Origin of the sequence: Actinophytocola sp. (assembly GCF_045807065.1) — a bacterium.
In the GTDB taxonomy this organism is placed as follows: Bacteria; Actinomycetota; Actinomycetes; order Mycobacteriales; family Pseudonocardiaceae; genus Actinophytocola.
On sequence record NZ_JBJMIE010000792.1, the window covers coordinates 1 to 13,844 of the forward strand.

At 72.4% G+C, this 13,844-nt stretch carries 10 protein-coding genes and 1 pseudogene; 5 read left to right on the forward strand and 6 right to left on the reverse strand.

All coding sequences use genetic code 11. The features are described 5' to 3' along the window. Nucleotides 1-12: 12 nt before the first annotated feature. The 6 genes and pseudogenes from ACJ73U_RS45995 to ACJ73U_RS46020 all read right to left on the reverse strand — a co-directional run. Nucleotides 13-813: pseudogene (locus tag ACJ73U_RS45995) on the reverse strand (dihydroxy-acid dehydratase); the annotation flags it as partial. A gap of 64 nt (nucleotides 814-877) precedes the next feature. Next, nucleotides 878-5,758: an amino acid adenylation domain-containing protein gene (locus ACJ73U_RS46000; RefSeq protein WP_407784122.1), complete on the reverse strand. Its 4,881-nt coding sequence runs from the start codon at nucleotides 5,756-5,758 to the stop codon at nucleotides 878-880. A gap of 67 nt (nucleotides 5,759-5,825) precedes the next feature. Then, entirely contained in the window at nucleotides 5,826-5,969 is a 144-nt protein-coding gene (locus tag ACJ73U_RS46005) for a hypothetical protein (protein WP_407784123.1), read from the reverse strand. Next, the gene (gene ectB, locus ACJ73U_RS46010) at nucleotides 5,966-7,249 is read right to left on the reverse strand and encodes a diaminobutyrate--2-oxoglutarate transaminase (protein WP_407784124.1); all 1,284 of its coding nucleotides are present in this window, start codon (nucleotides 7,247-7,249) and stop codon (nucleotides 5,966-5,968) included. Before ectB ends, ACJ73U_RS46005 begins: the two co-directional genes overlap by 4 nt. 17 nt (nucleotides 7,250-7,266) lie before the next feature. Further along, a complete protein-coding gene (locus ACJ73U_RS46015) occupies nucleotides 7,267-8,166 on the reverse strand; it encodes a cupin-like domain-containing protein (RefSeq protein ID WP_407784125.1) in 900 nt (299 codons plus the stop codon). Next, entirely contained in the window at nucleotides 8,163-9,173 is a 1,011-nt protein-coding gene (locus ACJ73U_RS46020) for a ketoacyl-ACP synthase III family protein (protein ID WP_407784126.1), read from the reverse strand. Before ACJ73U_RS46020 ends, ACJ73U_RS46015 begins: the two co-directional genes overlap by 4 nt. 390 nt (nucleotides 9,174-9,563) lie before the next feature. On the opposite strand from ACJ73U_RS46020, the gene ACJ73U_RS46025 reads away from it, so the two are divergent. The 5 genes from ACJ73U_RS46025 to ACJ73U_RS46045 all read left to right on the forward strand — a co-directional run. Further along, nucleotides 9,564-9,779, forward strand: coding sequence for an MbtH family NRPS accessory protein (locus tag ACJ73U_RS46025; protein WP_324917987.1), 216 nt, complete (start codon nucleotides 9,564-9,566; stop codon nucleotides 9,777-9,779). Nucleotides 9,780-9,878: 99 nt separating this feature from the next. After that, the gene (locus ACJ73U_RS46030) at nucleotides 9,879-10,040 is read left to right on the forward strand and encodes a hypothetical protein (RefSeq protein ID WP_407784127.1); all 162 of its coding nucleotides are present in this window, start codon (nucleotides 9,879-9,881) and stop codon (nucleotides 10,038-10,040) included. 41 nt (nucleotides 10,041-10,081) lie between these two features. Then, nucleotides 10,082-11,713 carry a DUF885 family protein gene (locus ACJ73U_RS46035; RefSeq protein ID WP_407784128.1) on the forward strand — a complete coding sequence of 544 codons (1,632 nt, stop codon included), beginning with the start codon at nucleotides 10,082-10,084 and terminating at the stop codon, nucleotides 11,711-11,713. Further along, the gene (locus tag ACJ73U_RS46040) at nucleotides 11,710-13,053 is read left to right on the forward strand and encodes an MFS transporter (RefSeq protein ID WP_407784129.1); all 1,344 of its coding nucleotides are present in this window, start codon (nucleotides 11,710-11,712) and stop codon (nucleotides 13,051-13,053) included. Before ACJ73U_RS46035 ends, ACJ73U_RS46040 begins: the two co-directional genes overlap by 4 nt. A gap of 11 nt (nucleotides 13,054-13,064) precedes the next feature. Further along, nucleotides 13,065-13,844 (forward strand): SUMF1/EgtB/PvdO family nonheme iron enzyme (locus ACJ73U_RS46045; RefSeq protein ID WP_407784130.1); only part of this gene is annotated, 780 nt, incomplete at its 3' end.

Sequence of the window (13,844 nt, forward strand, 5' to 3'; positions counted from 1 at the left end):
CAAACATTACAAAAACGACTCACTACACATCAACATGCGGGCGGTGATGCCCTTGCGCAGCAGCTCCACCACCGCCTGACCGGAGCGCCGGGCGAACCCGTCACGTCGCCGGTCCGTCGCGGGTGGGGCCGCGCTGCCCGGCAACGACATGCCCAACGCCTCGGCCGCGCTCGCCATCGTGTTCGCCGTGTACATCCCGCCGCACGCGCCCTCACCTGGGCAGATGGCGCGCTCGATCAGGTCGACGTCGGCGCGGCTCATCAGCCCCCGGGCACACGCCCCGACCGCCTCGAACGCGTCGATGATCGTCACCTCGCGCTCGCTGCCGTCCGACAGCGTGACCCGGCCGGGCAGGATCGAGCCCGCGTAGAGGAACACGCTGGCGAGGTCCAACCGGGCGGCGGCCATCAACATCCCGGGCAGCGACTTGTCACACCCCGCCAGCATCACCGACCCGTCGAGCCGCTCGGCCTGCATGACCGTCTCCACGCTGTCCGCGATCACCTCGCGCGACACCAGCGAGAAGTGCATCCCCTCGTGCCCCATCGAGATGCCGTCGGACACCGAGATCGTGCCGAACTCCAGCGGGTACCCGCCCCCGACGTGCACGCCGTCCTTGCTGGCCTTCGCGAGCCGGTCCAGCGACAGGTTGCACGGCGTGATCTCGTTCCACGACGAGGCGACCCCGATCTGGGGCTTGCCCCAGTCGTCGTCACCCATGCCGACCGCCCGGAGCATCCCGCGCGCGGCGGTGCGCTCCAGTCCGTCGGTGACCTCACGACTACGGGGCTTGATGTCCGGGATCTCGTTCATGAACCGAACCTAACGCCCCGCTCCCATCGCACCCGCACCGAGCCGGCCTTCCCCCGCTGCCGGGCTACGACGCCGGGGCGGGACCCGCCGCGCGCAACTCGTCGATGACGGCGGCCAGCTGGCGGATGTTCTGCGCCGAGAACAGGTCCATGACCGTCAGCTCGACGGCGAGGACCGTGCGGATCCGCCCCAGGCACCTGATGGCGAGCAGCGAGTGCCCGCCCAGCTCGAAGAAGTTGTCGTGCACCCCGGGGTTGGCGACACCGAGGACGCTCTCCCAGATCCGCGCCAGCTCCCGTTCGACGGGGGAGTCCGGCGCGACGAACGGGGTGCGGAGGATCTCGCGGCCCAGGACCGGCTCGGGCAGGGCGCTCCTGGCCAGCTTGCCGTTCCGCGTCCGCGGGATCTCCGGCACGGCGACCCACTGGGTGGGCAGCATGTGCTCCGGCAGCCGCTCGGCGAGGAAGGCACGCAGCTCGACCGCGTCGCGGTCGCTGCCGGGAACGAGCACGGTGTACGCGACGAGCTGCGCGTCCCCCGGCCCGATCTCCCTGGCGACGACGGCCGAGGCGACCACGTGCGGGTGCTCGTTCAGCGCCGCCTCGACCTCACCCGCCTCGACGCGGTAACCCCGGATCTTCACCTGGTCGTCGACCCGGCCGAGGAACTCCAGGCGCCCGTCGGGCAGCCACCGGACGACGTCGCCGGTCCGGTAGAGGCGCTCGCCCGCCCCGCCGCCGAACGGGTCGGGGACGAACCGCGCCGCCGTCGGACGCGGGCGGTCGAGGTAGCCGCGCGCCAGCCGGTCCCCGCCGAGGTGCAGCTCACCGGGGACACCGACGGGCAGGAGGTTCATCGCGGCGTCGAGCACGTAGGCGCGGGTGCCGGCGAGGGGCCGGCCGATCGAGCATGCCACCGCGGACGCACCGGGGGGTTGGTCCAGCGCGGCGGTCACCGTCACCTCGGTCGGGCCGTACGCGACGAGGAACCGCCCGGGGAGGTCCTGTTCGGTCCAGCGGCCCACGTCCTCCGCGGTCACCCGGTCGCTGCCCACGTTGATGGTCCGCACCCCCGCGAGGCGCGGGTCGTTCGGCTTCGCCGTCGCCATGAGCTCGCGGTAGTACCCGGGGCTCAGGTCCATGTAGGTCACGCCGAACTCGTCGATCTTGTCGAGCAGCAGCTCCGGGAGCCAGGTGTCCGCGCCGCCGACGACGAGGGTGGCCCCGGCGACGAGCGAGAGGCACATCTGCTCGATCGAGGGGTCCAGGTCGAACGGTGACGCCAGCAGGACGCGGTCGTCCCGCCGGATCCGGCAGGCGGACCCGGTGACGGCGCAGTGCTTGGCCAGCGCCTCGTGGGTGATGACGACGCCCTTGGGCCGTCCGGTGGAACCGGACGTGAAGATGATGTACGCCGCCTGCCCGCCGGCCGGCTCCGGCCCGGGTGGTCTGCGGTCCGCGGGCGGCAGGTCGTCGACGCGGACGACCGGGACGCCGGTGTCCGTGAACCGCCCGGCGAAGGACGCCCGGGTGAGGATCAGGCCGGGTGCGAGCTCGGCCAGCAGCATCCGCCGCCGCACGTCCAGCTGCCGGGGGTCGACCGGGCAGAAGACCGCGCCGGCCTTCAGGACGGCGAGGAACGCCGCGACCGCCTCCGGGCCGCGTTCGAGGCAGACCGCGACCCGCGTCTCGGTCGCCGGCCGGACACCGGCGGCCACCAGCGCGTCCGCCAGCCGCTCGGCGCGCTCGCGCACCCGCGCGTACGTGAGCACGACACCGTCGGCACGGACGGCGACCGCGTCCGGTGTCGTGGCGGCCCAGGTCTCGAACCGTTCGAGCGGGTGCGTGCCCTCGGGCGTCGTCGTCCCCTCCCCGGCCAGCTCCCGCACCGAGGCGGACTCGGCGTGCGTGAGGATCGGGAGCTCGTCGATCGCCCGGTCCGGTGCGGCGGCGACGGCGTCCAGCAGCCGGAGGTAGTGACCCGCGATGCGCTCGGCGCTCGCCCGGTCGAACAGGGCCGTCCGGTGCTCCACCTCACCCGCGAGGGAGCCGTCGGCGCACCGGACGAGCTCGACGGTGAGCTCGAACTTCGCGCTCGGGCGGGGGACGGGGACCGGCCGCACCTCGAGGCCGCGCAGCGCGGGTCGCCGGTGGTCGGTGCCGAGGTAGGCGAACATGACGTCGAACAACGGGTTCTCGGCCGGGTTCCGGCCGGGGGCGGCCTCGGCCACCACCGCGTCGAACGGCAGCCGCCGGTGGTCCATGGCGGCCAGCACGGCGTCACGCACCCGGGTGAGCACGTCGGCGAAGGCCGGCCTGCCACCCAGGTCGGTGCGGATGACGATGGTGTTGACGAAGTACCCGATCACCTCGTCCAGCTCCGGGTGGTCCCGCCCCGACGCCGGGCTGCCCACGGCGACGTCCCGCCTGCCGGTGTAGCGGCCCAGCAGCACCTGGAAAGCCGCGAGGTGGAGCATGTAGTCCGTGACGCCGTGCCGCGCGGCGACGGTCCGCAGCCGGCCGGCGAGGTCCGCCGGGACGGTGAAGGCGACCACGTCACCCGCCGTGTCGCGGACCGTGCCGCGGGGCCGGTCGGTCGGCAGGTCCAGTCTCGTCAGCCCCGTGAGCCGTTCCCGCCAGAAGGTGCGTTCTCGCGCCGCGTCCTCGCCGCCGAGCCAGTCGTGCTGCCACGCGGCGAAGGCGCGGTACCGCGTGTCCGGCTCGTCGCGGCCGGGCAGCCCGTCGAGGTGCGCCGCGTACCGGCCCGCGAGTTCGTCGGCCAGGACCGACATGGACGGCTCGTCGCACGCGATGTGGTGGATGGTGAGGGCGAGGACGTGCTCGTCCGGCGCCGACCTGATCAGCAGGGCACGGAGCACGGGACCGCGGGCGAGGTCGAAGGCCGCGCGCAGCTGCTCCTCCACCAACTGGTCCCGCCGTGTCTCCCGGGCGTGGGGCGCGAGGCCGCTCAGGTCGTGCGGCGTGAGGTCGACCGGCTGTGGCGGATCGACCCGCGGCACCGGTTCGCCGTCGGTCTCGCCGCCGGTCTCGCCGTCGACGACGACGTACCGCGTCCGCAACACCTCGTGCCGCGCGACGACGTCCGACAGGGCGCGCGCCAGCGCCCGCTCGTCGAGGCGGCCGGTGAGCCGCACGGTCAGCGGTTCGTGGTAAGCGGTGTCGGCAGGGTCCACCTGGTTGAGGAACCACAGCCCTCGTTGCCCGGCCGACATGGGCGCCGGGACACCGGGAGGCAGCGGGGGCAGCCGGCTCGGCGGCCCCGAGCAAATGAGGCGTGCGACGCGTTCGAGCGTGCGGGCGGTGAACACCTGCGTGACCGTGAGCGATGTCCCGGTCGCGGCCGCCACCGCGACGACGAGGCGGGTGGCGTGGAGGGAGTCCCCACCGAGGTGGAGGAAGTCGTCGTGCCGGCCGACGGCGCGCACGCCGAGGATCTCGCCCCACAACCGCGCGAGCGTGCGCTCCGCGTCGTCGGCGGGCGCCTCGAACGGCTCGTCGAGGTGGTCCCGGGCGTCCGGTGCGGGCAGCGCCTCGCGGTCCACCTTGCCGTTGAGGGTGAGCGGCAGGCGGGGCAGCCAGTGGAAGTGTGCCGGGAACATGTAGTCGGGCAGCCGGCGCGCCAGGTGGTCGCGGAGCTCCGCCGCACCGGCCGGTGCCGCGCCGACGAGGTGGGCCACGAGGCGGCGGCGCCCGTCGTCGGTGGTGTACGGGTGGACGACGACCGCGTCGACCGCCGGGTGCTCGGCGAGGACGGCCTCGATCTCGCCGAGCTCGATCCGGTGCCCGTTCACCTTGACCTGGTGGTCGGCGCGGCCGAGGATCTCCACCCGCCCGGTCGGGAGCCGGCGGCCGAGGTCACCCGTCCGGTACAGCCGCGACCCGTCGTGCCACGGCACGAACCGCTGCGCCGTGAGCCCGGGCCTGCCCGCGTAGCCCCAGCCGAGCCCGGCCCCGCCGATGCACACCTCACCGGTGGCCCCCGGCGCCACGGGCCGCAGGTCGGGTCCGATGACGTCGACGTGCTCGTGGGAAAGCGGAGACCAGTCGGTGAGCTCACCGTCGGCGCCGAGCCTGGCGACCGCGGACCAGACGGTGGTCTCGGTGGGGCCGTACAGGTCCCACACGGGCAGACCGACCGCGGTGAAGCCGCGGGCGAGGTCGGGCGGCATCAGCTCGCCGCCGCACCACGCGCGGAAGCCCGCCCGGGGCACCCAGCCGTGCTCGAGGAGCATCCGCCACGTGGTGGGCGTGGCCTGCATGACCGTGGCGCCGGTGTCGTCCAGCAGCCGGCCGAGCGCGGCCGGGTCGGCCGCCTGGGCACGGGTCGCCACGACGACGGTCGCGCCGGCGACGAGGGGGAGGAACAGCTCGACCACCGAGATGTCGAACGCGACGGTGGTGACGGCGACGAACGTGTCGTCGGCGCTGAGCCCCGGCCGGCGGCGCATGGCCGCAACCAGGTGGGCCACGGCGCGGTGGGGGACCATGACGCCCTTGGGGCGTCCCGTCGAACCCGAGGTGTAGATGACGTAGGCGAGCCCCGTCGCGGACGGCATCGGGGGCAGCGGGCCGTCCTCGGCCCCCGGCGCCGGCACGCCGGTCAGCACCTCCGCCGCGCCGGAGTCGGCGAGGACGTAGGAGATGCGCTCCTCGGGGTGGCCGGGGTCCAGGGGGAGGTAGGCGAGTCCGGCGCGCAGCACGCCCAGCAGGGCCACGACGAGGTCGGTGCCCCGCACGACCCGGACGCCGACGACGTCGCCCGGCCGCAGACCGCGGCCGTGCAGCCGCCGCGCGAGCGCGGTCACCCGCCGGTCGAGGTCGGCGTAGGTGACGGCGCCGTCCCGGTCGCGCACCGCCACCGCGTGGGGGGCGCGTGCGGCGTGCGCCGCGACCAGTTCCGGCACCGTCGGCAGGTCTTCGGTCACGTGTTCGCCCTCCGGTTCGCGCTCGGCCCGGGCGGACCGAGGTGCCTGGCTGGGTCACGGTGGCTCATTAGCCGGTCAGTGCGCGGATCTGCCGGGACGGGTCGAGCACCGCCTCGACCCGGTCGATGGACCCGGCGCCGTACTCCTGCCTGATCGCGTCGAACGCCTCTTCGAGCGCCGCGTCGAACGCCGTGACCATCTCCGGCGTCATCGCGTGGTGCCCTTCCTCGGCGGTGCCGGGACGGGGGCGTCGAGCGCCACCCGCACGGACGCCGCGATGATCTCGAGTGCCTCGTCCACCTCCGCGTCGGTCACGGTCAGCGGTGGCAGCATCTTCACGACCTCGCCGTCCGGACCGGACGTCTCCATCAGCAGGCCGCGGGCGAACGCCGCGTCGCACACGGCGGCCGCCCGTGCTCCGTCGAGTACCAGGCCGTGCGCGAGGCCGCGGCCCCTCGTCGCCAGGCCCGCGCCGGGGTGGGCCTCGACGATGCCCCGCAGCGCCCTCGCCAGTCGCTCGCCCTTCGCCCTGGTCGTCTTCTCCAGCTCGTCGTCGCGCCAGTACGTACGCAACGCCGCGGTCGCGGTCACGAACGCGGGGTTGAACCCGCGGAACGTGCCGTTGTGCTCGCCCGGCCGCCACACGTCGAGCTCGGGCCGGACCAGCGTCAGTGCCAGGGGGAACCCGTAGCCGCCGATGGACTTGGACAGGCACACGATGTCCGGGACCACGCCCGCGTCCTCGAAGCTGAAGAAGGGTCCCGTGCGCCCGCACCCCATCTGCACGTCGTCCACGATCAGCAGGACCGCGTGCCGCCGGCACAGCCGCGCCAGTCCGCGCAACCAGTCCGTGCCCGCCACGTTGATGCCGCCCTCGCCCTGAACGGTCTCGACGATGACGGCCGCGGGGTGGTCGAACCCGCTGCCGTGGCTGGCGAGCATCCGCTCCAGGTAGTGCAGCTCCGTGCCGTCACCGAGGTGCCCGTCGAACGGCGCCGCCACGCCGGCGGTGAGCGGCAGCCCCGCCGCGTCGCGGTGCAGCCGGCTGCCGGACACCGAGAGGGCGCCGAGCGTGGCGCCGTGGAAGGCGTTGGTGAAGTGGACCACCGACGTCCGGCCGGTCACCTTGCGGGCGAGCTTCAGCGCCGCCTCGATCGCGTTCGTGCCGGCCGGTCCGGGGAAGACGACCTTGTGGTCCATGCCCCTCGGGACGAGGACCGTCTCGACGAGCGTCGCCAGCAGCTCACGGCGCGCGGTGGTGAACATGTCCAGCGCGTGCGTCACCCCGTCCTGCTCGATGTAGTCGAGCAGGACGCGCTTGAACAGCGGGTTGTTGTGCCCGTAGTTCAGTGCGCCGGCACCGGCGAAGAAGTCGAGGTAGGGCGTGCCGTCCTCGGCGAAGATCCGGCTACCCGACGCCCGGGCGAACACGACGGGCCACCGCCTGCTGTAGGAACGCACTTCCGACTCGAACCGCGCGAAGATGTCCAACCGAGTTCCGTTCGCAGCTAGGAGATGTAGGAGTAGTACGAGCGCAGCCCCGGCATGACCAGACCGCGCGGCGCGCGGCCCACCACGCCGAGCGCGAACAGCAGGTTGTAGCCCAGGTTGCGCACGGGCATGCCGTCGCGGACGGCGAGCAGGCCCTGCAGAGCGCTCCTGCGGTCGTGCCAGTCGATGTTGAACGACACCGACGAGCTCAGCGACGTCACCTTGTGCAGCGTGCCGGGCGGCATGTAGAGGAGGTCACCCGCCTCGACGACGCAGGTGCGCACCGTCGCCTCCCGGAAGTCCGGGTAGTGGTCGAGGTCGGGCGCCTCGGGGTCGACCGGGGACCACCGCCAGCCGGTCGGGTAGCACCTGGCGCGGTCGGCCGCGTCGACCATCACGAACTTCTTGCTGCCGTGCAGCTGGAAGAAGAGGTTCTGCGTCAGGAGCGTGTCGAAGTGCAGCGGCGTCAGCGCGCCGGACGGGCCGATGAAGAACTGGGTGAACTCCCACCACCGGTCCCGGAAGAACGGCGGGAAGTACTCGGTGGGGAATGGTTCGAGATCGGCACGAAGTGCCGGGATCATCGACAGCAGGGGCACGTCGTGGAGGTAGCCCGGCGGCTCGCCGGGGTCCTCGGTCCCGGCCGCGGCCACCTCCCACTCCCCGAGGCGTTCGGCGTAGTCGGACAACGTGGTCATCGCCGTGCGTCCCTCCGAGACCCGGCCCACCTTCAACCGGACCGCGAGGTGGGGGGCCACGGAGCCGAGGTGGGACGCCGACCAGGTCGACACCGCCGGCATGTCCGCGACCGCGCCCCGCATCACTACGGGCGCCCGGTTGACGTACTCGTCCCGGAACTGCGCCGGGGTCAGCCGGGGGCGGACGTCCACCGGCACCTGCCGTGCCGCTAGTGTCATGCGTCGTCTCCTAACGTCTCCCATGCCGGCTCCGCGCCGACCTCGACGACGGCGCAGCCGTAGCTGAAGCCGACGCCGTTGCCGCACAACGCGACCTTGTCGCCCGCGTGGACCTGTCCCGTCTCGAGCAGGTGCGTGAGACCGGCGAACTGGTCCCCGGTGCCGGTGTGCCCGACGGTCCGCCCCCAGTCCCAGGTCGTCTGCGACTCCTTGATGTCGAACTCCGCCAGCAGGCCCCGGTCGATCATCATGCGACCGACGTTGGCGAACACCCACCGGTTGACCCCGGCACTGTCCACCTCGGCCTCGTCGAGCGCCCTGGCGATGCTCTCGCGCCGCAGGGCCGACATCGCCTCGGTCATGGGCCTGAGCCTGCGGCGGTACTCGGCGAGGAATGCCGGACGGTCCGGGAAGGACGACGCGTCGAGGAGGCCGATGTCGCTGTGCCGGCCGTCACTGACGACCACGGTCGACAGGAGCCGTGCCACCCCGTCCCGTCGCGACAGGACGAGCGCGGTCGCTCCGTCGGCGTCCAGGTTGCCGGGGTCGGCGCGGTACCGCTCGCCACCGGACAGCTGGTGCCTGTCACTCGTCGCCAGCAGCACCGCGCTGTCCGGCGCCGCCGTCAGGTAGGCCGCCGAGAGCTCGAGCGCGGCCAGCGCGCCGTTGCAGGTCTGGCTCACCTCCAGCGCGGAAACCGTTGTGCCCACGACCTTTCCCTGCAGGTAGGCCGCCGGCACGATCCCTTCGGGACCCTCCGGGGTCGAGCTGACGTAGACCACGAGTGCGATGTCCGCCGGGGCCACACCGCAGCGGGACAGCGCGGTTCGTGCCGCCTCGACCGCCAGGTCCGCGGCCAGCCCACCCTCCGCGACGCACAGCGACCGGTAGCCGTGTGCCTCGTGGAAGTCCGGGTCGTAGCGCCCGTCGGCGACGGCGGCCGCGGTGTCCTCGCGGCGGCCCAGCGCCATCGCGCCGGCGTTGATGTGGATGCCACGCCACCTCATGTGTGTTCTCCCAGATGACGGCACGGTTCGACAGGCCGATCACCAACGATGGACAGTGCGATGAGTACGGTCGGGAGAGGACCGTCGTCGAGCGAGCCCGCGGGCCGCCGGTTCGTGCCGGGAGCGACGCTACCGCAACAACCCCGCCCCGGCGAGCCTTTTCGATCAATTGCAAACCACTACTCAGCGGAGTGGCCGCAATGGACGCTCCGTGCTCATGTGACTTGCTTGACAGCGGTCGGTGACCGCCCGTATGTTGAGTATCAACATCAATATCTCGGATTTGGTGAAACAGGGGAAATAAGCGGGTCCGGCGGTGCGCTGGTTATGCCACCGCACGGGAATCGCGCGTAATCTCAGCAGGTGTCTCGGGGAAAGGTCGCGAGCACATTGTTTGACGACGAATCCATTGATTTTCTCGTGGTGATCAACGACGAGGAGCAGTACTCCATCTGGCCCGCCCACCGCGAGCTGCCCAACGGGTGGCACGGGGTCGGGACGCCGCGGCCGCGCGAGGAGTGTCTCGACCACATCGAGCGCGTGTGGACCGACATGCGTCCCAAAAGCGTGCGGGAGGCCATGGAGCGGCAGGCCGCCGAGGCCTGAGACAGCCATTTTCCCAGGTCATCCTGTGTCGTTTCGCGACACGGGGGTCCTCGCGCGCCCTCGTCCGACACGAGCGCGCACCTGCCCCGAGGAGTGGTGATGATCCTGTCCCAGCTGGTCGACGCCGACGAGTTGAACTCCCTCTCGCCAGAGGAGCTGCGGGAGATGCTCGCCAGGCTGGACGACGAAGTCGTGTACGGCGCGGAAGGCGCGACCGCCGCCGCGGAAGAGGGGGAAACGCAGCCGAACAATGCGAAGTAGATTTGTGTTCATCTCGGTAAAATGAGAGGTCTTCGTTGTCGATGCAGCCGGGTCGTGCCGTCTCCGAAACCGCGAAGGCCGTGGTGTCCGAGGTTCTGCAACACATTTTCGAGCAATATCCGAATATCGCCCGCAGGGCGGGAAGACATGACTACGACGGACGCCTTCCCGAGGTGACCCCCCGTGCCGCGCACGATCTCGCGAAACTGCGCGCGGCGGTCCGCGCACAAGTGGACGGCCTGCCGGCCACGGCGGATCCGGAGCTGCGCGCCGACCTGGACGCGGCACTGGCCATCGCCGAGGAGGAACACTTCTGCCTGGCCGTGCTCGGCCAGGACCAGCTCGGACCGCGTGACTTCCTCGCGGAGACCGACGTCTCGGTGTACCTGAGGCGGCCCTACGCCCCCCTCGCGGAGCGGGTCGCGGCATGTGAGGCGCACCTGGCCGGCCTGCCCGCGTTCCTCGAGCAGGCGGCGGGCACGCTCGGGCGCCGCCTGCCGGCCGGCGACCGCATGCGGGCCACGGAACACGCGCGGGCGCAGGCGGTGAACCTGCCGGCGGCGGTCCGCCGCCTCGTGCGGGACCACCCGGAACACGACTCGGCGGCGCTCGCGCGGGCCGCGGCGGCAGCCGCGACAGCGTGCGCGGACTTCGCGAAGGCGGTCGCCGCCACCGCACCCACCAACGCGCTGCACGGTCCGGAGCTGCTCGGCGAGGTGCTGTCGGTCACCGCCGGTGTCGACCGCCCCGTGGCCGAACTCCTCGACGAGGCACAGCACGAGGTCGAGCGCGTCACCGCCGCACTCGACGCGGTCGTGGCGCGGCTGGGTCTCGGCGCGCGGGAGGAGGCGTACGCCCGCCTGGCCGGGCACGCCGCCGCCGAGCCGGTGCTGGACTCGCTGACCGCGATCATCGCGCGGGTCAGGGACTTCTGGGTCGCGGAGGACGTCCTGTCCGTGGACACCGGGACACCGCTCGAGCTGCGGGCCGGCGACGACGTCGCGGGCTCGGCACGGGTCGAGTTCGCGATCTCGCCGCCGCTGGAGGAGGTGCGCCAGCCGCACCTGCTCACCGTCCCCGAGCCGGCCGAGTCGGCGGGCGCCGGCCCCGACAGCATCCGCGGGCAGTACCTGAACGACCCCATGCTCGAGGTCATCGCGCTGCACGAGGTCTACGCCGGGCACTACGCCCACCTGGAGGCAGGCCTGCGCGGCGGCAGCCTGGTGCGCACCTGTGTCCCCTGGTTCCCGGCGTTCACGGAGGGATGGGCCCATTACGTGGAGGAACTGGCGGTGGAGCGGGGGATCGCCGACGGGCGCCCGGAGGTGGAGGTGGCGCAACTGCGCTCCGCGCTGGAGGCGGCCACCCGGCTGCTCGTGTGCCTGTCCGTGCACGCCGGGCGGTGGACGTTCGCCGAGGCGGCCGGCCAAGCGGCCCGGATCTGCGGCTGGTCACCCGCCAGGGCGGCACGCGAGGTCCTGGTCGTCGTCGCCGACCCGGCCGGCGCGATGTACACGCTCGGCAAGCTCCGCATCCGCGAGTGGCGACGGGAGGTGGCCGGGTCGCCCGGCGGCCTGCGGGCGTTCCACGACGGGCTCATGCGCTGCGGCAGCGCCCCGCTGCCCGCCGCGCTGCGGTACTGCCGGCAGACCCTCACCGGAGCGCTGTCGTGACCGGCGAAGCGCGTCGGCCCCGGCTCGGGGCCGACTTCCTCAAGCTGTGGTTCGGCCAGGGCGTGAGCCACTTCGGCTCCGAGATCTCCCTGCTCGCGATCCCCACCCTCGCGATCCTCGTGTACCACGCGACCCCGTTCCAGGCGAGCGTGATCGGCGCGCTCGAGGTCGCGCCGTTCACCCTGTTCTCGCTGCCGGCGGGACCGCTGGCGGACCGGCTGCCCAGGCGCGTCATCCTGATCGTCTGCGATGTCGGCCGGGCCGCGGCCGTCGGGCTGCTCGTGGTGACCTACTTCGCCGGCCTGCACCACATGTGGCTGATCTACTGCGTGTCCTTCCTGGTCGGCACCTTCACCGTGTTCTTCGACATCACGTTCATGTCCTTCGTGCCGCTCGTCGTCACCCCGGACCGCCTCCTCGGCGCGAACTCGACGCTGTCGGCGACCAAGTCGACGATGGGCACGGCGGGACCGAGCGCGGCCGGGCTGCTCATCCAGGCGTTCGGCCCGGTGCGGACCCTCCTGATCGACGCGGTGTCCTACCTGGTCTCGGCGGTGGCGATCCTGCTCGTGCGGGTCCGGCACGAGCGGCGGACCACCACCAGACTGCGGCTCGGCGTGCTGCTGCGGGAGATCAGGGAAGGGCTTGCCTACGTCTGGCAGAGCAAGGTGCTGGCGCGCGTCGCGCTGGTCAACGCCCTGTGCGACTTCGGCCAGTCGATCATCCAGGCCGTCTACCTGGTGTTCCTGTACAACTCGCTGCACCTGTCGCCGGGTGTGGTCGGGTTCGTGCTCGCCGTGTCCGGGGTGGCGTCGGTCGTCGGCGCGATGCTGCTGCCGAGGGTCGTGCGCCTGCTCGGCTTCGGCCGCACCCTCGCCGTCTCGATCCTGGTCGGGATGGGCGTCGAGCTGCTGACGCCGGTGGCGCTGCTGGGCCTCGCGGTCGGGGTCCTCATGGCCATCAACGCGGTCGGCGGGCTCACCAACGCCTGGTACGACGTCAACCAGCTCACCTACCGGCAGCGGATCACCCCCGACCACCTGCAGGGCCGCGTGCACGCGACCATGCGCATGACCTTCTCGGGGCCGCGGCCGTTCGGCTACCTCCTCGGCGGCGTGCTCGGCACGGCGGTCGGGGTGGCGACCACCATCTTCATCGGCGCGCTGGTGGCCACGCTCGGCGCGCTCGTGCTGTTCACCGGATCCGTGCTGCGCCTGCGCTCCATCGACGACGTCGAACCCGACTCGGCGGGCACCCCGGCGGAGACGACCACCCCCGAGACCACGACCACCCCCAAGACCACGACCACCCCGAAGTCCACGACCACACAGACGAGCTAGGGAGAAACGTCGTGATCGAGTCAACCGCGAGCGCGAACAGCTCGGCCTCCTCGGCGGTGCTCGCCGAGGACCAGTGGGTCACCATCCCCGGCGGGCCGTTCACCATGGGCGCCGACGACGTGCGCGAGGACGGCAAGCCGCTGGCGGCCTACCCGGCGCACCGGGTCGAGGTCGCGACGTTCCGCATCGCCAGGCACCCCGTGACCGTCGGGGACTTCGCCCGCTTCGTCGACGCGACCGGGTACACGACGTTCGCCGAGCGCGCCGGCCGCAGCTGGGTGTGGATCGGCGGCGAGGACACCACGACACCCGACCAGGACCACCTGTGGGTCCAGATCGACGGCACGTCCTGGCGGCACCCGCGCGGCCCGGCCTCGGACGTCGCGGACAAGGCGGACCACCCCGTCACCCACGTGGTCCTCGAGGACTGCCTCGCGTACTGCGAGTGGTCGGGCACCCGGCTGCCCACGGAGGCGGAGTGGGAGAAGGCCGCCCGCGGCACGGACGCACGCGTCTACCCGTGGGGCGACACGGCGCCGACGCCGACCGTGTGCAACCACAGCATGTTCACCGGCGACACCACGCCGGTCGGGCGGTTCCCCGGCGCGGCGGGGCCCTACGGGGTGGACGACATCGTCGGCAACGTGTGGGAGTGGACATCGTCCGGCTGGCATCCGTACCCGTTCGAACAGGACCGGCCGGCCAGGACGATCACCACCAGGTTCGGCACGTTCAAGCTGGGTGTCATCCGCGGTGCCTCCTTCTACAACAACTGCTCGCCCGGCGGCTGC

Bases quoted from the DNA above. Each gene is read 5' to 3' on its own strand.
- ACJ73U_RS46005 (WP_407784123.1), bottom strand. From the start codon at position 5,969: ATGACGCCGGAGATGGTCACGGCGTTCGACGCGGCGCTCGAAGAGGCG.
- ACJ73U_RS46015 (WP_407784125.1), bottom strand. From the start codon at position 8,166: ATGACACTAGCGGCACGGCAGGTGCCGGTGGACGTCCGCCCCCGGCTG.
- ACJ73U_RS46020 (WP_407784126.1), bottom strand. From the start codon at position 9,173: ATGAGGTGGCGTGGCATCCACATCAACGCCGGCGCGATGGCGCTGGGC.
- ACJ73U_RS46030 (WP_407784127.1), top strand. From the start codon at position 9,879: ATGATCCTGTCCCAGCTGGTCGACGCCGACGAGTTGAACTCCCTCTCG.
- ACJ73U_RS46035 (WP_407784128.1), top strand. From the start codon at position 10,082: ATGCAGCCGGGTCGTGCCGTCTCCGAAACCGCGAAGGCCGTGGTGTCC.